The 22741-nt window shown below is 70.5% G+C and carries 15 protein-coding genes; 5 read left to right on the top strand and 10 right to left on the bottom strand.

The annotated features are described in order from the left end of the window. Positions 1-88: 88 nt before the first annotated feature. Positions 89-694, bottom strand: coding sequence for a TetR/AcrR family transcriptional regulator (locus ACFYQ6_RS05895; protein WP_361572261.1), 606 nt, complete (start codon positions 692-694; stop codon positions 89-91). A gap of 141 nt (positions 695-835) precedes the next feature. Here ACFYQ6_RS05895 and ACFYQ6_RS05900 point away from each other — a divergent pair, with 141 nt between their 5' ends. Further along, positions 836-1777: an ABC transporter permease gene (locus tag ACFYQ6_RS05900; protein ID WP_388760857.1), complete on the top strand. Its 942-nt coding sequence runs from the start codon at positions 836-838 to the stop codon at positions 1775-1777. Further along, complete coding sequence (locus ACFYQ6_RS05905; protein ID WP_361572266.1) at positions 1770-2570, top strand: ABC transporter ATP-binding protein; 801 nt, start codon at positions 1770-1772, stop codon at positions 2568-2570. The genes ACFYQ6_RS05900 and ACFYQ6_RS05905 overlap by 8 nt, the downstream gene beginning before the upstream one ends. A 110-nt stretch (positions 2571-2680) precedes the next feature. Here the strand turns inward: ACFYQ6_RS05905 and ACFYQ6_RS05910 are convergent, their stop codons facing one another. From ACFYQ6_RS05910 to ACFYQ6_RS05920, 3 genes are all read right to left on the bottom strand, one after another. After that, on the bottom strand, positions 2681-7732 hold the full coding sequence (locus tag ACFYQ6_RS05910) for an NAD-glutamate dehydrogenase (protein ID WP_388760859.1): 5052 nt from the start codon (positions 7730-7732) through the stop codon (positions 2681-2683). 523 nt (positions 7733-8255) lie between these two features. Beyond that, positions 8256-8927: an HAD family hydrolase gene (locus ACFYQ6_RS05915; protein WP_361572272.1), complete on the bottom strand. Its 672-nt coding sequence runs from the start codon at positions 8925-8927 to the stop codon at positions 8256-8258. Between the two features lie 73 nt (positions 8928-9000). Then, the gene (locus tag ACFYQ6_RS05920; protein WP_361572275.1) at positions 9001-9507 is read right to left on the bottom strand and encodes a DUF6912 family protein; all 507 of its coding nucleotides are present in this window, start codon (positions 9505-9507) and stop codon (positions 9001-9003) included. Between the two features lie 278 nt (positions 9508-9785). Here ACFYQ6_RS05920 and ACFYQ6_RS05925 point away from each other — a divergent pair, with 278 nt between their 5' ends. Next, positions 9786-10202 carry an Rv3235 family protein gene (locus ACFYQ6_RS05925; protein WP_361572277.1) on the top strand — a complete coding sequence of 139 codons (417 nt, stop codon included), beginning with the start codon at positions 9786-9788 and terminating at the stop codon, positions 10200-10202. Positions 10203-11044: 842 nt separating this feature from the next. Here ACFYQ6_RS05925 and secA read toward each other — a convergent pair. Next, positions 11045-13864, bottom strand: a complete 2820-nt coding sequence (gene secA, locus ACFYQ6_RS05930; RefSeq protein ID WP_361572280.1) for a preprotein translocase subunit SecA — start codon at positions 13862-13864, stop codon at positions 11045-11047. 240 nt (positions 13865-14104) lie between these two features. On the opposite strand from secA, the gene ACFYQ6_RS05935 reads away from it, so the two are divergent. After that, positions 14105-14695 carry a GNAT family N-acetyltransferase gene (locus ACFYQ6_RS05935; protein WP_388760862.1) on the top strand — a complete coding sequence of 197 codons (591 nt, stop codon included), beginning with the start codon at positions 14105-14107 and terminating at the stop codon, positions 14693-14695. 10 nt (positions 14696-14705) lie between these two features. Continuing rightward, positions 14706-15881: a DNA glycosylase AlkZ-like family protein gene (locus ACFYQ6_RS05940; protein WP_361572286.1), complete on the top strand. Its 1176-nt coding sequence runs from the start codon at positions 14706-14708 to the stop codon at positions 15879-15881. Between the two features lie 98 nt (positions 15882-15979). On the opposite strand, the gene ACFYQ6_RS05945 is transcribed toward ACFYQ6_RS05940, so the two are convergent. The 5 genes from ACFYQ6_RS05945 to mtrB all read right to left on the bottom strand — a co-directional run bounded on the left by ACFYQ6_RS05945 (position 15980) and on the right by mtrB (position 22741). Further along, the gene (locus ACFYQ6_RS05945) at positions 15980-16732 is read right to left on the bottom strand and encodes a response regulator transcription factor (protein WP_356734445.1); all 753 of its coding nucleotides are present in this window, start codon (positions 16730-16732) and stop codon (positions 15980-15982) included. A gap of 193 nt (positions 16733-16925) precedes the next feature. Further along, positions 16926-17615 carry a ribosome hibernation-promoting factor, HPF/YfiA family gene (gene hpf / locus ACFYQ6_RS05950; protein WP_361572290.1) on the bottom strand — a complete coding sequence of 230 codons (690 nt, stop codon included), beginning with the start codon at positions 17613-17615 and terminating at the stop codon, positions 16926-16928. A 328-nt stretch (positions 17616-17943) separates the two neighbouring features. Beyond that, positions 17944-18684, bottom strand: a complete 741-nt coding sequence (locus tag ACFYQ6_RS05955) for a ComF family protein (RefSeq protein WP_361572293.1) — start codon at positions 18682-18684, stop codon at positions 17944-17946. A 189-nt stretch (positions 18685-18873) separates the two neighbouring features. Beyond that, the gene (locus tag ACFYQ6_RS05960; protein WP_388760866.1) at positions 18874-20739 is read right to left on the bottom strand and encodes an LpqB family beta-propeller domain-containing protein; all 1866 of its coding nucleotides are present in this window, start codon (positions 20737-20739) and stop codon (positions 18874-18876) included. Further along, positions 20729-22741: an MtrAB system histidine kinase MtrB gene (gene mtrB / locus ACFYQ6_RS05965; protein WP_388760869.1), complete on the bottom strand. Its 2013-nt coding sequence runs from the start codon at positions 22739-22741 to the stop codon at positions 20729-20731. The genes ACFYQ6_RS05960 and mtrB overlap by 11 nt, the downstream gene beginning before the upstream one ends.

The following is a 22741-nucleotide window of genomic DNA, read 5'->3' on the forward strand; positions in this document are numbered from 1 at the left end:
CACGCACGGCACGCACGGCACGCATGTCAGGGCGGGACACTGCCGCACGGACCGGCTCCTGGTGCGTGTTCCCGAGGCCGGGCCCCTGTCAGGCCTTGAGCGCCCGGACGGCCGAGGCCGCGAGGTCGTCCAGGTACCCCTTCGGCAGATCGCCCCGGACCACGACCAGGCGCCAGTAGAGCGGACCGACGATCAGGTCGAGCGCCCGGTCCGGATCACTGCCCTGCGGCAGCTCCCCCCGTTCCACCGCCGCCCGCACGACCACGGCGGCCACACCCTGCTGCTGGTCGAGCAGCGCCGCCTTGATCGCACCGGAGATCTCCGGGTTACGGGCCGCCTCGACCAGCAGATCAGGGATCACCTGCGAGGCCACGGGATGCCTCAGGGCGTACGCGGCCAGTTCGAGCACCGCGCGCACATCGCCGTACAGCGAACCGGTCGCGGGCGCCGGCATGCCCTGGGCGGCCACGGCGGCGACCAGGTCCAGGACCAGATGGAGCTTGGACTTCCAGCGGCGGTACACGGCGGTCTTGCCCACGCCTGCCCGCCTGGCGATGCCCTCGATCGACATCCGCGCGAAGCCCACGGCGGCCAGCTCCTCGAAGACGGCGCCGCGGATCGCGTCGGTCACGTCCTCGCGCAGCACCGCGGCACCTGCCGGGGTGCGGCGCCCGGTTCGCCGTTCGGTGGTCATGGCCCGAATGATAGACCGTAACGACGAAACGGTTGCGTTGCGACGCACAAACGTCCTAGTCTCAGCGTTGCGACGATACGGTGCCGTCCCATCGCGACTCACCCGTTCGCCCTGTTCCTCCCGCCCCCGTCGAAAGCGATCGTGGTGAGCCAGACAGCAGCCCCGCCGGCCCCGGTGGACACCGCATCTCCCGCCCTCCTCCCCGTGTACGAACCAGGCGAGCTGGCCGCTCTCGCCGCGCGCCACGGACTGACCGTCAGCGGGGCCCGCCCGTCGCTCGGTGCGTACGTCAAGCAGCTCTGGGGGCGCAGGCACTTCATCACGGCGTTCGCCACGGCCAAGCTGACCGCGCAGTACAGCCAGGCGAGGCTGGGCCAGATCTGGCAGATCATGACCCCGTTGCTCAACGCGACGGTCTACTACTTCATCTTCGGTGTCCTGATGAACACCAAGCACGGAGTCCCCGACTACGTGCCCTTCCTCGTCACCGGCGTCTTCATCTGGACCTTCACCTCGAGCTCGATCACCGCCGGCACCCGGGCGATCAGCGGCAACACCGGACTCGTCAGGGCTCTGCACTTCCCTCGCGCGTCCCTCCCCATCGCGCTGGCCCTCCAGCAGCTCCAGCAGCTGATGTTCTCCCTCGGCGCGCTCTTCATGATCCTGCTGGTGTTCGGCCAGTACCCGCGGCCGTCCTGGCTGCTGGCGATCCCGGCGCTCGCCCTGCAGGCCCTGTTCAACACCGGCGTCTCCATGGTCATGGCCCGGCTGGCGGCCAAGACCCCCGACATCGCCCAGCTGACGCCCTTCGTCCTGCGGACCTGGATGTACGCCTCCGGCGTCATGTGGAGCCTCGACACCCTGCTCACCGCCGACCGGGTGCCGCCTCTCGTCCTGCTGGCCCTCGAATGCAATCCCGCCGCCGTCTACATCGACCTGATGCGCTACGCCCTGATCGACAGCTTCACCGGCGCGCAGCTGCCCCCGCACGTGTGGGCCGTCGCGACGGGCTGGGCGCTCCTCTGCGGCATCGGCGGATTCGTCTACTTCTGGAAGGCCGAGGAGAGGTACGGACGTGGCTGACACCCTCGATTCACGTGTGCCCACCGTCGTCGTCGACGACGTCCACATCACCTACACGGTCAACGGCGCCCGCACCGGGCGCGGGAGTGCCACCTCCGCCCTGAACCGGATCGTCTCGCGCCGCCAGCCGCGGGGCGCACGCCAGGTGCACGCCGTGAAGGGCGTCAGCTTCGCCGCGTACAAGGGCGAGGCCATCGGCCTGATCGGCTCCAACGGATCCGGGAAGTCCACGCTCCTCAAGGCGATCGCGGGCCTGCTGCCCCCGTCGAAGGGCCGGGTCCACACCCAGGGCCAGCCCTCACTCCTCGGCGTCAACGCGGCCCTGATGAGCGACCTGACCGGGGAGCGCAACGTCGTGCTCGGAGGCCTGGCCATGGGCATGACCCGCGAGCAGATCCGCGAGCGCTACCAGGACATCGTCGACTTCTCCGGCATCAACGAGAAGGGCGACTTCATCACCCTGCCGATGCGCACCTACTCCTCCGGCATGGGGGCCAGGCTGCGTTTCTCCATCGCTGCCGCGAAGAGCCACGACGTCCTGCTCATCGACGAGGCGCTCTCCACGGGGGACGCGAAGTTCCAGCGGCGCAGCAAGGACCGGATCATGGAGCTCCGCGAGGAGGCCGGGACGGTCTTCCTCGTCAGCCACAGCAACAGGTCCATCACCGAGACCTGCGACCGGGCGATCTGGCTCGAGGCGGGGACGCTGCGGATGGACGGGCCCGCCAAGGAGGTCGTGGCCGCGTACGAGGAGTTCACCGGGCCCGTGAAGCCCAGGAAGACCAAGAAGTGAACCCGTGAACCGGCACCTGCCGTAGGAGCCGGGACAGCCGTCCGCCGGACGGGCCGGGTCAGGCCCGTCCGGCGGACGGCTGTGTGTCGCGGCCCTCAGGCCGCTCCGGGTCAGGCGTGCGTACGCAGCAGCGTCCGCATGGTGCGCATGGCCACCGACAGGTTCGCCAGGTCGAAGGCCTCCGAGCTGCGGATCTCCTCCAGGGTGGAGCGCGAGCGCGACAGGATCGCCGCGTTCTTCTCCTCCCACGCCGTGAACCGCTGCTCCGGCGACGACGCCCCGTCGCCCACGGACAGCACGTCCGAGGTGAGCGCGGCGTGCGCGGCGTACAGGTCCTCGCGGATGGAGGCGCGCGCCATGGACTGCCAGCGGTCGGCCCGCGGCAGCTCGATGATCCGGTCCATCAGCTGGGTGATCCCCAGCCGGTCGGCGAGGTCGTAGTACACCTCGGCTACCGCCAGCGGGTCCTTGTCCGTACGGTCGGCGATCGCCACGATGTCGAGCGCCGGGAAGGCCGAGGAGAATCCGGCCACCCGGATCGCCAGGTCCTCGGGGACACCCACCGAGGTGAGCTCGTCGAGGATCGACCTGTACCACTCGGCGTCGGCGCCCTTGAGCAGCTTGGGCAGGTCGTTCCAGACCCGCTCGACGCCGTCGCGGAAGAACGCGATGGTCTCCGCGATCCCGACCGGCTGCGGGCGGTTGCCGAGCAGCCAGCGCGAGCCGCGCTCGACGAGCCGGCGCGAGTGCAGCCGGATCCGGGTCAGCACATCGGCGGCGACCGTGTTGTCGAGCGCCTCCACGGCGTCCCACACCCCGGACAGGCCGAAGATCTCACGCGCGGCGAACTGCGCCCGCACGATCTCCTCCAGCGACGCCCCGGTCTCCTCGCGCAGCCGGTGCAGGAACGTCGAACCGCCGGTGTTGACCGTGTCGTTGACCAGCACCGTCGTGATGATCTCGCGGCGCAGCGCGTGCCCGTCGACCGCCTCGGGGAACCGCGTGCTCAGCTGCTCGGGGAAGTAGGCGTGCACCAGCTTCTGCAGGTGCGCGTCGTCCGGCAGGCTGGTGGCGATCAGCTCCTCCGCCGCCGTGATCTTGGTGTAGGCGAGCAGCACGGCCAGTTCGGGCTGGCTGAGGCCCTTGCCGTGGTTCAGCAGCTCGCGGATCTGGCGGTCGTTCGGCAGGAACTCCAGGGCACGGTCCAGGTGCCCCTCGCGGCCGAGCCTGCGCATGAAGCGCTGGTGGGCGTGGAGGAGCGAAGGCGCCTGGGCGCAGGCGTTGGCGAGCGCGACGTTCTGCGCGTAGTTGTTGCGCAGCACGAGCCGGCCGACCTCGTCGGTCATCTCCGCGAGCACCTTGTTGCGCTGCTTCACCGTCAGGTCGCCGTCCCTGACGAGACCGTTGAGCAGGATCTTGATGTTCACCTCGTGGTCCGAGGTGTCCACACCGGCGCTGTTGTCGATGGCGTCGGTGTTGATCCGGCCGCCCTCCCGGGCGAACTCGATGCGGCCGAGCTGCGTCGCGCCGAGGTTGCCGCCCTCACCGACGACACGGGCCCGCAGGTCCGCGCCGTTCACCCGGATCGCGTCGTTCGCCTTGTCACCGACGTCGGCGTTCGACTCGGCCGAGGACTTGATGTAGGTGCCGATGCCGCCGTTCCACACGAGGTCGACCGACGCCTTGAGGATGCTCTGCATCAGCTCGGCGGGCGTCATCTTGGTGACCTTGGCCTCGATACCGAGCGCCGCGCGGATGTGCGAGTTGATCGGGATCGACTTGGCGGAACGCGGGTGGATGCCGCCACCGGCGGACAGCAGGTCCTTGTTGTAGTCCGCCCAGGAACTGCGCGGCAGCTCGAACAGCCGGCGCCGCTCGGCGTACGAGGTTGCGGCGTCCGGCTCCGGGTCGATGAAGATGTGCCGGTGGTCGAAGGCCGCGACCAGCCTGATGTGCTCGGAGAGCAGCATCCCGTTGCCGAACACGTCACCGGACATGTCGCCGACGCCGACGACGGTGAAGTCCTCCGTCTGGGTGTCGTGGCCCAGTTCGCGGAAGTGCCGCTTCACGGACTCCCAGGCACCGCGGGCGGTGATGCCCATGCCCTTGTGGTCGTATCCCGCCGAGCCGCCGGACGCGAAGGCGTCGCCCAGCCAGAAGCCGTACGCGACGGCGACGTCGTTGGCGATGTCGGAGAAGCTCGCGGTCCCCTTGTCGGCGGCGACCACGAGGTAGGTGTCGTCCTCGTCGTGGCGGACGACTTCGGCGGGGTGGACGACCTCGCCCGTCACCATGTTGTCGGTGATGTCGAGCAGCGCCGAGATGAAGATCCTGTAGCAGGCGATGCCCTCGGCGAGCCAGGCGTCACGGTCCACGGCCGGGTCGGGCAGCTGCTTGGCGACGAAGCCGCCCTTGGCCCCCACCGGCACGATCACCGTGTTCTTGACCATCTGCGCCTTGACCAGGCCGAGGATCTCCGTACGGAAGTCCTCGCGCCGGTCCGACCAGCGCAGCCCGCCACGCGCGACCTTCCCGAAGCGCAGGTGGACACCCTCGACGCGCGGCGAGTAGACCCAGATCTCGAACGCCGGGCGCGGCGCCGGGAGATCGGGGATGGCCTGCGGGTCGAACTTCATCGAGACGTAGCTGTGCGGCTCGTGGTCGTCGGCCAGCTGGAAGTAATTCGTCCGCAGCGTGGCCTTGATGACGGTGAGGAAGGACCGCAGGATCCGGTCCTCGTCCAGCGACGCGACCTGGTCGAGGGCCCCGTCCAGCTCCTCCAGCAGCCCGTCGGTCAGTTCCGTACCGGCCTTCTGCCGGGCCGGGGACATCCGGGCCTCGAAGAGGGAGACCAGCAGCCGTGTGGTGTGGACGTTGTTGCGGAGGGTGTCCTCCATGTAGTCCTGGCTGAAGGTCGAACCCGCCTGGCGCAGGTACTTCGCGTAGGCGCGCAGCACCATGGCCTGACGCCAGTCGAGGCCGGCGCCCAGGACGAGGGAGTTGAAGCCGTCGTTCTCGGCCTCGCCGGTCCAGATGGCCGCGAAGGCCTCCTGGAAGCGGTCCCGGGCGTCGTCGGCGAGGTAGTCGCCGTTGCCCGTGGCCTTCTTGGGCAGCCGCAGCCCGAAGTCGTAGATCCAGGCGTGCGTGCGGTCGGCGCAGCGCAGCTCGTACGGCCGCTCGTCGACGACCTCGACGCCGAGCCGCTGGAGCGCGGGGAGCACGGCGGAGAGCGAGACCTGCTCACCGGTCCGGTAGATCTTGAACCGGCGCTCGGCGGGACCCGCGCCGACCGGCTCGTACAGGCTCAGCGCGAAGTCCTTGTGCTCGCTCTTGAGCGCTTCGAGGTGCACCAGGTCCGCCACGGCGGCACGCGGTGAGTGGTCGGCCTTGTAGCCCTCGGGGAAGGACTGCCCGTAACGGCGCATCAGTTCGGCGGCGCGCTCCTCGCCGCACTCCGCGTTGAGTGCCTCCTGGAAGCCGTCGGCCCAGGAGCGGGCGGCCTCGACGAGGCGCCCCTCGATGCGGTCCGCGTCTGCGTCGGTGAGGTGCGGGAGCTCGGTGCCCGGCGGGACCCGGACGACGAAGTGCAGCCGGGAGAGGATCGACTCCGTGTTCCAGGCCGTGAAGTCGACGCTGGTTCCGCCCAGTTCCTCCTTGAGGATGTCGATCAGGCGGAGCCTCACACCGGTGGTGTAGCGGTCGCGCGGGAGGTAGACGAGCGCCGAGTAGTAGCGCCCGTACTCGTCCTGGCGCAGGTAGAGCCGCAGCCGGCGGCGCTCCTGGAGGTAGAGCACGGAGGTGACGATGGAACGCAGCTGGTCGACGGGGGTCTGGAACAGCTCGTCACGCGGGTAGGTCTCCAGGATCTGGAGGAGGTCACGGCCGTCGTGGCTGTTGGGCGTGAAGCCCGCTCCCTCCAGCACCTCGGCGACCTTGCGCCGCACCACGGGAACCCGGCGCACCGACTCGGTGTACGCGGCGGACGAGAAGAGACCGAGGAAGCGCCGCTCACCGATGACGTTGCCGTCGGCGTCGAACTTCTTCACGCCGACGTAGTCGAGGTAGCTGGGGCGGTGCACGGTCGCCCTGCTGTTGGCCTTCGTCAGGATGAGGAGCTTGTGCTCACGGGCCTTGGCCCGGGCGTCGGCGGGCAGCCGGTCGAAGGACGGGCTCACCGGGTGGGCCTCGTCCTCGCTGTGCTTCGGGTCGGAGCGCAGGATGCCGAGGCCGGTTCCGGGGACGGCCGTCAGCGCGTCGGAGTCGCGGAGCTCGTACTCGCGGTAGCCGAGGAACGTGAAGTGGTCGGCGGCGAGCCAGCGCAGCAGCTCACGGGCCTCCTCGACCTCCTCGTCGGCCAGCTCGTCGAGCGGCTCCGAGGGAAGGTCGTCGGCGATCCGCAGCGCGGCGTCGCGCATCTTGTCCCAGTCCTCGACGGTCTCCCGTACGTCGGACAGGACGCGGAGCAGATCGGCGGTGATCTGCTTCAGGTCGGCGCGGTCCGTCTCCCGGTCGATCTCGACGTGAATCCACGACTCGACGAGCGCGTCGTGCGGCAGCTCGGCCCGGGCCTCCTTGCGGCCCTTGGCGCCCGTGGTGCCGTCGGGCCGGACACGGTCCTCGGCGAGCACCTCGATCAGCTTGCCGGTGACATCGCGGCGGACGACGACCTGCGGGTGGATCACGAGGTGGATGCCACGGCCCTGCCGGGACAGCTCGTTGGTGACCGAGTCGACCAGGAACGGCATGTCGTCGGTGACGACCTCGACGACGGAGTGGCTGCTCGTCCAGCCGTTCTCCTCGACGGTCGGGGTGTGCACCCGGACGTTCGCGGTGCCCTGGGGACGGCTCTCGGCGAGCCGGTAGTGCGACGAAGCGGCGCCGAAGACGTCGACCGGGTCGCGGTCGGTGATGTCCTCCGGAGCGGTGTGCAGGTAGTAGCGCTGGAAATAGGCGAGCAGCATCTCCTGGGCCGACGGCTCACCCTGGGCGGCCTCGGTGCCGTCCACCGTTTCGCTGCCGGTCCCGGCTCCGGTCCCTGCTTCGGCAAGGTGAACCCGGAGGCCGCCTCCCGGGCCGCCGACACCACCGCCCGGACTGTTGTCAGCTACCCGGGCCGCCCGTGCGAGCAGCTCGGCCTTGGCTTCGTCCAGCTTGGTCTGCATGTCCTCTGGCTCCTGTCGCGCGCCGTTGCGTGACGTAGGTGTAAACGACGACGTACCGCCACGACGCGGGGTTTCCGGTCTGGATCGACGCTATGCCGCCTGGGGAGATTCCCGGGACCATATCGGCCATTTTCGGCAGACCGCCCGGGACGCGGAGATCGCGGATCGCCCGGGTGCTGTGGCACTCCGGGCGCAGGCCGGGGGCTTCGCTGCCCCCGAGGCGTATCGCGCTGATCACGGCCCCAGGCTATCCCTCTCGCACCCACAACCGTCATGAGCCGCATATGTACAAAAGAACGTCCCGAACTTTGACACTCTGGACATCGCACAGAGCCCCCGCGGCACGTATCGGGTTCTTGCGGCACGTATCGCGCGGAGGCCCGTCCGCACGCACGGAGGCCCGTCGGCCACGCACGGGGCTCGGCCCGCCGCGCTCGGGGCTCAGTCGCCCCCGCGTCAGGCTCAGTCGTCCATGCGGGGAGCTCAGTCGTCCACGCGGGAGCTCAGTCGTCCACGCGGGAGCTCAGTCCGCCATCAGCCCTGCCAGTGCGACCGCCTCGGCCAGCGTGTCGACCACGGGAACTCCGGCCGCCTCCAGGCTGCTCCGGCTGTGCGAGCCGCCGGTGTAGAGCACGGCGCGCGCCCCGACGTGCGCCGCCGCCACGGCGTCGTCCACCGCGTCACCGATGACGACCGCCCGCTCGGGAGGGATGCCGTCCAGCACCTCGAAGTGGCGTGCCATGTGCTGCGCCTTGCTGCCGCCCGAGGGTCCCGTGCGGCCGTCGACCCGTACGAAGTGACGCTCGATGCCGTACGCCCGCACCACGGGGCCCAGGTGCTCATGGCCGTACATGCTCAGCAGCGAGTGGCTCCCGCCCGCCCGCTTCCACCGGTCCAGCGCCTCCTCGGCGCCGGCGGTCAGTCCGCAGCCGGCCCGCCGCTCGGTGTAGTGGCGGTGGAAGAGGCCGTCCATGCGCTCCCACTCGGCGGGAGTGGGCAGCCTGCCCATGAGCCGCTCGTAGAACTTGGGTATCGGCACGCAGTACGTCTCGCGGTACTGCTCCAGCGTGAGCGGAGCGAGGTCGACCTCCGCGAACGCGGCGTTCGTCGCCCCGAGGACTGCCTCGATGTCGTCGAGCAGTGTGCCGTTCCAGTCCCAGACCAGATGGGTGCGGTGCTTCCCCGATGTCGCCATGGAGAAAAAAATACTCGCCCCGTACGACAGGCACCCCTGCGTCCCACGTCCGGCGCTCGCGTGCCCGGCGTGCTCAGGCGATGAGGCCGGGGATCTCCTGGATCCCGAACCACAGCAGTTCGTGGTCCTCCGCGCCGTCCACGGTGAACCGGGCGTCGTCGTCGCCGAGGTCCGCCGCACCGAGGGCCGCGGCAGCCGCGGCGACGTCCTTCTCGGCGTCGTCCGAGTCGACGTGCACCGCGGCGGCCTTCGACAGTGCCACCGCGTCCGCGATCCGCACCTCGCCGAGGGACGAGGCGTCCAGGACGTGGTCCGGATCGGCGACCGCCGCGCCGTCGGGCACGTCGAGGGCCACGACGACACGGCGCCGGGGCTCGTCCGGCTTGCCGGCGATCAGCCGCAGGGAGGCGGCGGCCGCCCGGTTGAGCGCCGCGTACTCGAGCTCCTCGATGTCGTCGGAGACGTACCACTCGCGCAGCCCCGGCGTCACGGCGAAGGCGGTCAGCGGCCCCGGTCCGATCTCGCCCGCCCCGTGCACCGCGGCAAGACCGGAGAGTGTCAGGGGGACGTACACACGCATGGCTGACCGCTTTCGTAGTCGATGACGCCATCAGGATACGTGCGGCGTCCCCCTTCGGGGTTGCCGCTCCACCCCCTGTCGTCCACCGCGCGACGGCCGTCACCCCCGCCGTTCCCTTGCGGCGCGGGGGCCGTCACCTGGATAGGTGATCCCGCCGGGGGGCCTGGGGCGCCCGTGCCGCGCTTGCGAGGCCGCCGACCGGACCCGTAGAAGGTCCCCAGCAGAAGTTACCGCCCGGTACCGCCGGGCGTCGGACAGCAGCCACGGGGGCTACGAGCATGAGCACCGACAGGACGAGGCCGGCCGGACGGCACGACCGCAGCAGGCCGGGCAACGTACCGGCACAACGGGCCCGCAGGCCCCTGCGACCGCACCAGTGGTTCGCGGAACGCCTGCTCGCCGTCCTGAGCGGCCAGCGCCCGGTGCACTGGATGCTGGGCCACACCATCGGCGAGGCCTACGACCAGCTCGCCGAGCTCGCCCCGGACGCACCGCTCGGCGCGGGGCGCAGGCGGCCGGTCGTACGCACCTGCCACGGCACGCAGCCTGCCGACGGCGTGGTCGAGGCGTTCGCCAGCATCGCCACGGGGGAACAGGTCCGCGCCATGGCCTTCCGCCTGGAACAGGGCCCGGACCTCCGCTGGCGCTGCGCGGCCATCGATCTGGGAGGGGAACGCCTCTCCGCGGCCAGATGACCCTTCCCGCGAGCGCGGGGCGCGCCAGGGGCGTGCCCGGGACCGCACGGGGCCGCACGGGGCGTGCCCAGGGCCGCACGGGACGAGCCAAAGGCCGGAGCGCGAGCCCGGGGGCCGCACGGGACGAGCCCGGGGCGTCCCCGGGGCCGCAGGTCCGGGCCGCACGGGACGAGCCCGGGGCGTCCCCGGGGCCGCAGGTCCGGGCCGCACGGGACGAGCCCGGGGCCGGACGCGGGACGAGCCCAAGGCCGGGCGAGCCTGGGGCGTGCCCAGGGCCGCACGGGGCAGGCCCAGGACCGCACGGGACGAGCCAAAGGCCGGGCGAGGCCGGGGCGTGCCCGGGACCACACGGGGCCGCACGAGGCGTGCCAGGGGCGTGCCCAGGGCCGCACGGGGCGTGCCGGGGCCGCACGGGGCGTGCCCGGGGCCGCACGGGGCGTGCCCGGGGCCGCACGGGGCCGCCTGCCGGGGCGGAGGGGTCGCAGCGGACCGGCCGTGCGGGCGCCTGCGGGCCTCTGGGGCCCTCAGGTGACCCGCTCTGGGCCCCGGCGGCACCGGAGAGCCGGAGACCCCGGACAAACGGCCTGGGCCGGACACCGTGCGGTGTCCGGCCCAGGCCGTTCGCGAGACACGCTCTCGCGAGTCGCGTATCGCGGTGCGTCTCCCGGGAGTCTCGCAGGCACGCGCCCGTGCGCTCCCTCAGCGGGTTTCGCAGCACGCGACGCGCCCCGTGCGCTCTCACGGGGGTTTGCAGTACGCGGCGCCTCGCGTGCGCTCCCCGGGGCGGGGCTACGCGCCCCCGGGTGGCGCGGGATACGCGCCCCCGGGTGCGCCTCTCGCTACTACTTCTTGCGACGCCGGCCGCCGGCGCTCTTCTGCGCCTTCCGGCGCTCCGCACGCGTCAGCCCGTCGCCCTCGGAGCGCGCGGCGTCACCGTTGGAGAAGTCACCCTCGACGACACCGCCCTCCCCGTCCACCGTGGGAGCGGAGAAGTGCAGCCGGTCCGGACGCTGCGGCGCGTCCAGGCCCTTGGCCCGGATCTCCGGACGCCCGGCCGCGGCCGCCACCGGCGCACCCTTGTCCAGCGAGGTCCGCTCGCCCGCGTCCTGCACCGGGACCTCCTCGACCTGCTGCTCGACCTGGACCTCCAGGTTGAACAGGTAGCCGACGGACTCCTCCTTGATGCCCTCCATCATGGCGTTGAACATGTCGAAGCCCTCGCGCTGGTACTCGACCAGCGGGTCCTTCTGTGCCATGGCCCGCAGGCCGATGCCCTCCTGGAGGTAGTCCATCTCGTAGAGGTGCTCACGCCACTTGCGGTCCAGGACGGAGAGCACCACGCGACGTTCCAGCTCGCGCATGATGTCCGAGCCGAGCGTCTTCTCCCGCTCCTCGTACTGCTCGTGGATGTCGTCCTTCACCGACTCGGCGATGAAGTCGGCCGTGACCCCGGCGAGGTCACCCGCCGCGTCCTCCAGCTCGGCGACCGTCACCTTCACCGGGTAGAGCTGCTTGAAGGCGCCCCACAGCCGGTCCAGGTCCCACTCCTCGGCGAAGCCCTCCGCCGTCTCCTGGCGGATGTAGTCGTCGATCGTGTCGTCCATGAAGTGACGGATCTGGTCCTGGAGGTCCTCGCCCTCCAGGACGCGCCGGCGCTCGCCGTAGATGACCTCGCGCTGCCGGTTGAGCACCTCGTCGTACTTCAGGACGTTCTTACGCGTCTCGAAGTTCTGCTGCTCCACCTGCGACTGCGCGGAGGCGATCGCCCGGGTGACCATCTTGTTCTCGATCGGCACGTCGTCGGGAACGTTGGCCATCGACATGACGCGCTCGACCATCTGCGCCTTGAAGAGCCGCATCAGGTCGTCGCCCAGCGACAGGTAGAACCGGGACTCGCCCGGGTCGCCCTGACGGCCGGAACGACCGCGCAGCTGGTTGTCGATACGCCGCGACTCGTGGCGCTCCGTGCCCAGCACGTACAGCCCGCCGAGCTCCTTGACCTCTTCGAACTCCGCCTTCACGGCCTGTTCGGCCTTCTCCAGCGCGGCGGGCAGGGCGGCAGCCCATTCCTCGACGTGGTCCACCGGGTCGAGACCACGCTGGCGCAGCTCCGCCTCGGCGAGGTCGTCCGGGTTTCCGCCGAGCTTGATGTCGGTGCCTCGGCCGGCCATGTTCGTGGCGACCGTGACCGCGCCCTTGCGGCCGGCCTGGGCGACGATGGTCGCCTCACGGTCGTGCTGCTTGGCGTTGAGGACCTCGTGCTGGACACCGCGCTTGGAGAGCTGCTGCGAGAGGTACTCCGACTTCTCGACCGAGGTCGTGCCGACCAGGATCGGCTGCCCCTTCTCGTGCTTCTCGGCGATGTCGTCGACGACCGCGGCGAACTTCGCGACCTCGGTGCGGTAGATCAGGTCCGACTGGTCGGCACGGACCATCGGCCGGTTCGTCGGGATCGGCACGACGCCCAGCTTGTAGATCTGGTGGAACTCGGCGGCCTCGGTCATCGCCGTACCGGTCATGCCCGAGAGCTTGTCGTACAGGCGGAAGAAGTTCTGCAGGGTGATCGTGGCGAGGGTCTGGTTCTCGTCCTTGATGTCCACCCCTTCCTTCGCCTCGATGGCCTGGTGCATGCCCTCGTTGTAACGGCGGCCCGCGAGGATACGGCCGGTGTGCTCGTCGACGATCATGACTTCGCCGTCGATGACGACGTAGTCCTTGTCCTTCTTGAAGAGTTCCTTGGCCTTGATCGCGTTGTTGAGGTAACCGACGAGCGGGGTGTTCACCGACTCGTAGAGGTTGTCGATCCCGAGCCAGTCCTCGACCTTGGAGACTCCGGGCTCGTGGATGGCCACGGTCCGCTTCTTCTCGTCGACCTCGTAGTCGCCGGTCTCCTCGATGCCCTTCAGCGGGTTGCCCGCCTCACCCCTGGTGAGACGCGTGACCAGCTTGGCGAAGTCGCCGTACCACTTGGTGGCCTGGTCGGCGGGGCCGGAGATGATCAGCGGCGTACGGGCCTCGTCGACGAGGATCGAGTCGACCTCGTCGACGATGGCGAAGTTGTGGCCACGCTGGACGAGCTCGTCCTTGGACCACGCCATGTTGTCGCGGAGGTAGTCGAACCCGAACTCGTTGTTGGTGCCGTACGTGATGTCACAGGCGTACTGCTCACGGCGCTGCGCCGGGGTCATGTTGGCGATGATGCAGCCGACCTCGAGGCCGAGGAACTTGTGCACCCGGCCCATCAGCTCGGAGTCACGCTCGGCCAGGTAGTCGTTGACCGTGATCAGGTGCACGCCCTTGCCGGAGAGCGCGTTGAGATACGCGGGCAGGGTGCCGACGAGGGTCTTGCCCTCACCGGTCTTCATCTCGGCCACGTAGCCGAGGTGCAGGGCGGCGCCGCCCATCATCTGTACGTCGTAGTGGCGCTGTCCGAGAACGCGCTTCGCGGCCTCACGGACGGTCGCGAATGCTTCGGGAAGCAGGTCGTCCAGGCTCTCGCCGTCCGCGTACCGTTCCTTGTACTCGTCGGTGAGCGCCCGCAGCTCGGCGTCGGAGAGGTTGACGAAGTCCTCTTCGATGGAGCTGACCTGGTCCGCGATGCGGTGCAGTTTGCGCAGGATCTTGCCTTCGCCTGCACGCATGAGCTTGTTGAAGACGGACACTGAGGCTGGTCTCCTTGCCGGTCGGGCCTGGCACTGGGTCGTGTGATGGACTCTGGCGCGGGCACGGCAGGTGGGCCCCACCGCAACGGCCATCGTAAGCGAGGACCCCACCACGCCGGGAGGGCTGCTGCCGCGTTGTCCCCGCCGCACCCTTCCAGGACAACGGACAGAGGGGACGGAAGGTGCCGGGCAGCCCGAAAAGTGTTCGCATCCCGCGCCCTCACTCACCAGAATTCCCGCATGGAACCCACCACCGTCACCACCGAACGCCTGCTCCTGCGGCCTTTCGGGCCCGAGGACGCGGAGGCGACCTACGCGGCCTGCCAGGATCCGGCGATCCAGCGCTGGACAGTGGTGCCCTCCCCGTACACCCGTGCGGACGCGGAACTCTTCACGCGGAAGCTCTCGCCCGCGGGCTGGCAGGACGACTCGATGTACAACTTCGCGGTACTGCTGCGGGACGGCGGACCTCTCGTCGGCGCGCTCGGCCTCAACCGCCGCGAGTCCCCGGGAACGTACGAGGTCGGCTACTGGACGGCCCGGGAACACCGCGGCGCCGGCCTCATGACGGAAGCGGTGCTCGGGGCCGCCCGCTGGGCCTTCACCGCCCTCGGCACGGACCGTCTGGAGTGGCGGGCCGAGATCGGCAACGCCCCGTCACGGTCGGTCGCCCTGCGTGCGGGCTTCCGCATGGAGGGTGAGCAGCGGGCCGCGCTGCTCAACAAGGGAATTCGGCGCGACACCTGGTCCGGCTCCCTGCTCCCGGCCGATCTGGGACTGCCCGGGACCCAGCCGTATCAGCCGGCCCCCGATGTCAGTGGCGCCCCCTAGGGTTCGGCACATGACGTCTGTGCCGCAGCCCGTTCTGGAACTCTCCGCCGACCAGGCACGCCGCATCGCCCTGCGCGCACAGGGCCTCCTGGGCGCCCCCGACCGCCGGGGCGGGGTGCCGGGCGTGCTGCGCCATCTCGGAGCGGTTCAGCTCGACACGATCTCGGTCCTCGCCAGGTCGCACGAGCTCGTTCCGTACGCCCGCCTCGGGGCCCTCGGCCGTCGCGCGGTCGAGGAGGCGTACTGGTCGGGGGGCCGCTCGTTCGAGTACTGGTCGCACGCCGCGTGCATCCTGCCCGTCGAGGAGTGGCCGCACTTCGCGTTCCGCCGCCGCGCCTACCGCTCCCGGCCGCACTGGGGCCACGACCTGCCCGACGGGGCCTACGAGACGGTGATCGAGCAGCTGCGCAGCGAGGGCCCGCTGACGGCCACCGAGCTCGGCGGCGCGAAGAACGGCGGCGAGTGGTGGGACTGGTCCGCGTCCAAGGTCGCCGTCGAACGCGCCCTGATGTACGGCGAGGTGGTGTGCACGGAGCGGCGCGGGTGGAAGCGGCTCTACGACCTTGCCGAGCGCGCGATTCCCGACGCCCTGCTCCATGACGACCTGGACGACGCCGAGTGCGCGCGACGGCTGGTGGCCCTGGCCGGACGTTCGCTGGGCGTCGGCACCCGGGCGGACATCGCCGACTACCACCGGCTCAAGGGCGAGCAGTTCGACGCCGTCGTGGCGGACTCCGGGCTGGTACCGGTGTCGGTGCGGGGCTGGGCGAAGCCCGCCTGGGCTCACCCCGAGGCACTGGCCTCGGAGCCGCGCGGCCGGCACCGCACGACGCTGCTGTCGCCCTTCGACTCCCTGATCTGGGAACGGGCGCGCACGGAGCGGATCTTCGGCTTCACCCACCGCCTGGAGGCGTACGTCCCCCGGCCCAAGCGGGTCCACGGCTACTTCGCCATGCCGCTGCTGGCGGGCGGGCAGTTGCGCGGCCGGGTCGACCCGGCGAGGGAGGGGGCCACGCTGGTCGCCCGCCAGGTGTCCCTGGACGGCGGGAAGTCCGTGGCGCCGATGGCCGAGGCGCTCGTCGAGGCCGCGTCCTGGGTCGGCTGCACGGACGTGCGGCTGGAGCGGGTCGACGCCCCGGAGCTGCGCGAGCCGCTCGCCGCGGAGATCGCCCGCATCCTGACGTAGGCCCTGCCGTCCGGGTCGTGCAGTCCGGACAGTGCCGTCCCGGGCCGGAGGACGGAGCGCGCCGGACCGATCACCCTCGCCACCCGGTGCCGAGGGCACTACCTGATCTCGAGGATCTTCTCCCGCATGGCATAGACCACCGCTTCCATGCGGGAGTGCAACTGGAGCTTCTCCAGGATATTGCGGACGTGGTTCTTCACCGTGTTCTCGGAAATGAACAGCTCTTTGGCGATATCCCGGTTGTTCATGCCCGTGGCGACGAGTTTGAGCACTTCCAGCTCCCGGTCGGTGAGACGCGGTGCGGGCACGAGCCGGCGTTCGTCGGTGCGCTGAATCATCGACTTGAACTCGGTGAGGAGTTTGGAAGCCATCGACGGACTGATCTGGGACTGGCCGTCCGCCACCGCGCGAATGGCCGTGGCCACCTCGTCGGTGGAGATCTCCTTGAGGAGGTAACCGGTCGCACCGGCCTTGATCGCCTCGTAGAGGTCGGCCTCCTCGTCGCTGATCGTCAACATGATGATCTTCGCACTGGGGGCGACCTCCTTGATGGACGTGCACGCCTCGATCCCACCGCGCTTGGGCATGCGTACGTCCATCAGCACGATGTCGGGCAGCAGGTCCGCCGCCTTGTCGACCGCCTCGGCCCCGTCCCCCGCCTCCCCGACGACCTGGATGTCCTCCTCCTGGGCAAGGACGATCTCCAAGCCCCTGCGGAAGAGCGCGTGGTCGTCCACCACCAGCACCCTGATGGGTTCCTTGCGGGAGCTTCCGTCGTCCGCCACGGAATCCGCACCGGCAGCGCTGTCGGCATCGTTCGTCCCGCGCACGGGCCCGAAGGTGTCCGCCATCGTTCCTCCCCCTGAAGGCCACTGCCCGAGGTCACAAGCTGTCCGCCAACGGCAGTGCGCAGAGCACCGATTGGCCTGGGACGCCATGCTTTCATGCCCGGCCCCCGAAGCGGTGCCCCGCGGTCGCACGCGGTGCCCCTGGTGGCGCGAAGACGCTTCCAGGGGCACCGCGTGTCGACTGTGAATCGTGGCGTCAGCCGCCGAGCGCACCGCCCGCGCCGCCCGCCCCGTCCGAGGCGAGCGGGTCGGTCCTCAGGTGGATGACACCGTAGTCGTAGGCATGCCGCCGGTAGACGACACTGGGCTCCTTGGTCTCGGAGTCGACGAACAGATAGAAGTCGTGACCGACCAGCTCCATCTCGTAGAGCGCCTGGTCGAGCGTCATCGGTGCTGCGACGTGCGTCTTCTCGCGCACCACGAGCGGGCCTTCACCCTGCACCTCGAGCGAACCCATCCTGGTGGTGGGCACGGACGACGGTGTCTCCTCGGGGATCAGCTCGCCGTCCCCGTTGAACGAGGCGGCGCCGGGCACGACCTCCGCCACTTCCGCCGCCGACAGCCGGCCGTTGCCGCGCCTGCTGTAACGCTTGTCGTGCTCCTTGCGCAGCCGTGCGTCCAGCTTGTCGGTGGCCAGGTCCAGCGCTGCGTACGGGTCGCCTGCCGCCGCTTCCGCCCGGATGACCGGCCCACGCGAGCGGAGCGTGATCTCCACCCTTGCAGCACGGTCGGCCTGACGGGGATTCGGCTCCTTGGACACCTCGACGTCAAGGCTGATCACCTTGCCGTCGAACTTCTGGATCTTGTCCAGCTTCAGCTTCTCGGCCACGTGCTTGCGGAACCGCTCGGGCACCTCGGTCTTGCGGCCCTTGACGACGATGTCCACGCAGAACTCCGTTCCCGGATCGCTCCGCTTCGGCGGCGGAGCATCTCCCTTTTGCACCAGACTCCGGTGTCGCCGGAGTCTCGGACTCGGTGACGTTCACCTCCTCCTCCCCCGTCGGCAGGGTCTCCACCCCACCGAATTCCAAGCTTCTGGCGTACCGGTGAGTCACCTGCCCGAAACCTGGTGGTGCATTCGTCGAGGTGCGGTATTCACCGTGCCTCACAACCGAACATAGCCTGCCCACCACCGTGTCGGCACCCGCTACTCGCGCGTACCTCCGATCAGGGCCCTTTACCCACTCATCACCTGCAACGATGCAAGTTATCTGTCAGTTCCGGTTTAATTCGAAAGCAGACGGAGATGCTGCGACGACAGCGGCTCCGAACCCCGCGGTCCCGCCGCTTCCGGCAGGCCCCGCACCGCCCCAGGAGTACCCGGCGGCGCGGACGGCACGTGCCGCTTCCGCGAGTGAGGATCCGGTCGTCAGCAGGTCGTCCACCAGCACCACCCGGCCGCCGTCGAGCAGACGCCGGCCGCCTTTCACCACGATGAGCGCACCCGCCAGATTCTCCTGGCGCTCCCGCGCCCCCAACCCCGCCTGGTCGGCCACCGCCCGCCGCTGCCGCAGCACCGTCAGCACCCGGGCCTCCGCCCCGCCCCGCCGCAGCTCGGCCGAGGCCGCGACCGCGATCCTGCGCGCGGGATCATGCCCACGCGCGGCCGTGGCCCGTCGCGCCGAGGGAACGGGAACCAGCAGCAGGGGGCCCGCGCGGTCCGGCTGCCCCGTCCCGGCCCGCACAGCGGCCGCCAGCGCCCCGCCGAGTGCCCCGGCGAGGCCGAGTGCGCCCCGCTCCTTGTGGGCCAGCAGCATCGCGCGTACCGCGTTCTCGTACGGAGCCGTCGCGTGCACCACCGGGAGACCTGCTGGTTCGGGCGCGGGTCTCACCCGGCGCGGCGCCGTGGCCAGCACCGCGGCGCACTCCTCGCACAGCTCCGTACGTGGCCTGCCGCAGCCACCGCAGGCCACGGGCAGGACCAGACCGGCAATCTCCCGCCGCCATCCGCGCACGGTCCCACTGTGCCCGGACCGCGAACACCCGGCCACCCCCTGTGGAAAACGCCTGTGGAAAACCCGGGCCCGTGCCGCCTAGGCCCGGCCCGCAGCGGCCGGCAATACGGTCGGGGCCGGTCAGCGGGGAAGGCGGCCCGAGCCGGGGGCCGCCCCCGCTCGGGCGGAGGTGGAACGGCGGCTTCCCGGTCAGCCCGGGTAGACCAGCGAGTCGCCTTCCTTGAGGACGGTCTGCCAGTTGTCACCCGGCGACAGCTTCACTATGCCGTCGCTCTCCGTGTCGGCCATCAGCGGCAACTGCTCGTCGTCCGACGCGGCGACCGCCGTCACCTGGTTCACGCCCGGCAGGACGGCGGAGGACGACGTGGAGCCGTCGGCCTGCACGTAACGCACCTGCTGGACTCCGCCCTCCTCCTTGCCGACGACCACCAGGCGGCTGCGACCGGACCAGGAGATGGCCGTCACGTCCGCGAGTTGCGGTGCCGCGCGGCGCAGATCCTCCACGGAGACCTGTTCGTCCTCCCCCGACCCGTGACGCTCGACCCGCCCGAAGTGGAGCGTCGTGTGCCCGTCCTTCGACACACGCAGGGCGATCCGCACTCCGTCCGCCGACATCCGCAACGCCTCGATCCGCCCTCCGTCGAGACCGGGGACCGCGACCTCCTGCGGCTTTCCGGCACCGTCGGCCAGGCGCAGCAGCCTGGGCCCCGCCGGATCACGGTCGGCGACCCACAGGTCACCGTTCCCGTCCCAGCTCGGTGCCGACAGCCGGTCCGCGGGCTTCGGCGCGTTGCTGGTCACCACGGGGGCGGCCGGCTCGCTCTCCTCGACGAGGGAGGACACGTAGAGCTGCTGCTGGTTCTCCGAGACCGCGGCGGCCAGCTGTTCGTCCCGGGACACGCCGACGGCACTCATGGCCACCGTGCCGTCACCGAACGGGCCGATCACCGGCTCCGGGTCACCGCTGCCCTTGCTACTTCCCGGAATGCGCTGCACATGCCCCTTGTCGTCGACGAAGTACTGGCTGTCCGGCGCACCGGAGACCTTGTCCGAGACGTACTCCTGGGCCTCGTCCGCCCCGAGTGAGCACAGCGGACCGTGCGTACCCTGCAACTCGACCTGTCCGACCCGCGCGGACGTCAGGTCCCGCAGGGTGAAGAGCACCTGGGCGGCCATCATCCGGCAGGCTCCCGGCCCGGCCATGTCCGCCTTCTTGTTGAGCGGAACCTTCAGGACGTTCTGGTCGTCCGGCGCCAGCGAGGTGACCCCCCTCTTCAGGGCCGTGCCGGCCGGGAAGCGGGAATCGACCACCGGGCGCAGCCAGTTCGACGGCCCCGCCAGCAGCGTACGGACCGTCTGGGTGGCCGTGTCCATGCGTGTGACGGGGTCGGTGCGGTTACGCACGTACACGGGGTCGGCCACCAGCGCGGGCTCCGTGTCCGTGCGCCCGGCCGCGAAGTAGTACTTGTTCACGGACCTGTAGAGCCGTTTGAAGTCGGACTGCCCGAGCACGAGACCGTCCGGCACGAGGTCGATGCGCCACTCCTGCTTGCCGTCCGCCCCCTTCTCCCGGACCAGATGAAGCGTCTGTGAGTACTCCGACGGCACCAGCGGCCGGTAGGAACTCTGCTCGTCGACCGACGCCACCTGCTCGCCGTTCAGCACGTAGGTGGTCTCGGTCGACCTGCGAACCTTGTCGTGGATGGTCGGCCCGGTGCGGTTGGGCGCCTTGGAGAGGACCGTGGTGCCCTCGCTCGGCTGCCAGGTACGGGAGGCTTCCACGGTGAGGTACTTGCGGGTCGTACGGAAATCCGGGTCGTCACTGGTCATCGACTCCAGGAATCCGTCGACGACCTCGCTGGGTGTGGCGCCCTCCCTGGGCGGCACTGCGTACACCTGCACCTGGGAGTCCCCGGGCTGTGAGGCGTCGACCGCCTTCACGTCGCCGGTGACCGGCATGGCTCCGCACCCGGCGAGCACCACGACCCCGCAGCCCAGCAGCGCGGAGAGCCGCACCGCCCGGCCGTGGCCGCCCCGATGACGGTCAGTGTCCACGTGCCGTGTCCTCCTGCTCCGGGTCCTTCGTCTCCGTGCCGGTACTCCCGGCCGGGCGGGACACCACGCGTGCCCCGTTGCCCGGCAGGGCGGCCGGGTCGACCGATGCCGGCCTGCGCGGTGCCGCCGTCCCGTGTGCGGGCAGCTGCGACCGTGCGGTGGAACCGGTCTGGTTCGGTACGGTCATCAGCCGGTGATCGGCCACCGCCGGCACCGCCTCCGCACGCTCCCGGTCCTCCCGGTTACGCCGGGAGTCCTCGGGCTCCAGCGGTATCGGCGACCCACGCAGCGGCTCGTCGGCCGTGCGCGGCAGAGTCAGCCGGAACTGCGAACCGCCACCGGGCTCGCCCCAGGCCTGCAGCCAGCCGCCATGCAGCCGGGCGTCCTCGACGGCGATCGACAGACCGAGGCCGGTCCCGCCGGTCGTGCGGGCACGTGCCGGGTCCGCACGCCAGAAGCGGTTGAAGACGCGGGTCGCCTCGCCGGGCTTGAGCCCCACCCCGTAGTCCCTGACGGCCACGGCCACGGCGCCCTGGGCGACGCCCATCCGCACGACGACGTCCCGGCCCTCCCCGTGCTCGACGGCGTTGACGACCAGGTTGCGCAGGACCCGCTCGACGCGGCGAGCATCGGCCTCCGCGACCACGGGCTGTTCGTCACCGACCACCAGGATCCGGGTGCCCTTGCGCTCCGCCAGCGGCTCGGCACCGCCGATCACACGACGGACGACCGTGCGGAGGTCTATCGGCTCGGCCTCCAGCGCCGCAGCTCCCGCGTCGAACCTGCTGATCTCCAGAAGGTCGGACAGGAGGGACTCGAACCGGTCGAGCTGATCGCCCAGAAGTTCCGCGGACCGGGCGGTCACGGGGTCGAAGTCGACGCGAGCCTCGTGGATGACGTCGGCGGCCATCCGCACCGTCGTCAGCGGGGTCCGCAGCTCATGGCTGACGTCGGAGACGAAACGCCGCTGCATGCGGGAGAGCTCCTCCAGCTGCTGGATCTTCAGCTGCAGGTTCTGCGCCATCTTGTTGAAGGCCTCACCGAGGCGGGCGATGTCGTCCTCGCCGGTGACCTTCATCCGCTCCTGGAGACGGCCGGCGGAGAGCCGCTCGGCGATCCCCGCCGCCATCCGCACGGGTGTGACGACCTGCCGCACCACGAACCAGGCAATCGCTCCGAGGAGCACGACCACGAACAGGCCGGCCGTGGCCAGCGTCGTCGTGACCAGCGTGAGGGACTTCTCCTCCTGCGTGAGCGGGAAGAGGTAGTACAGCTCGTACGGATTGTGGTCGACGTCGTAGAGCCGCTTGCCCACGACGAGGCCGGGCTCCGGATCCTTCCCGTACGAATACCGGATCAGCGAGTACGTCTGGTACGCCCCCTGCCCCTTGCCGACGTCGTCGCGCAGCCTCTGCGGGACGCTGGACGCCTCGACGCTGCCGGAACCGCGAGGAGCGCGGCTGGTGACACCCTGGTCGACGGAGTCGGCGCTGAGGGCCACCACGTTGAAGGCGTTCGTACCGCCGCTGGCGAGCTGGTCGACCAGCTCGGTACGCCAGGAGGTGTTGGCCGTCATGCCGTCGGCGCCCTCCTCGCTCTGGTCCCCGGGGACCAGAGGCGCGTTGGCGTTCGCCTGGGCGGCGGCGAAACCACCAGCGGCCTGCGTCTGGGCAGCCTTGCCCTTCGCTTCGAGCAGGCCGTTACGGACCTGCCCGATCACGACGAAGCCCAGCAGCAGCACCACGCCGATCGACATCAGCAGCGTGCCCGCGACGACGCGGAGCTGCAGATTGCGCCGCCACAGCCGGACCGCGGGCAGGAGAGGCCCGCGGATCCAGCGCATCAGCAGACGGGGCACCGGACCGCCGGGCGTCCGGTCGCGAAGCAACCGGACGCCCGGCAGGATCCTGCCGAATCGAGGAGAGCTCCGTACCGGACCGGCAGCCCGCTCCGTACGGGCCCCGGAACCCCCGGGTGGCGGAGCAGCGCTGCCCAGGGTCAT

The organism is Streptomyces sp. NPDC005494, assembly GCF_042872025.1.
Taxonomy (GTDB): Bacteria; Actinomycetota; Actinomycetes; order Streptomycetales; family Streptomycetaceae; genus Streptomyces.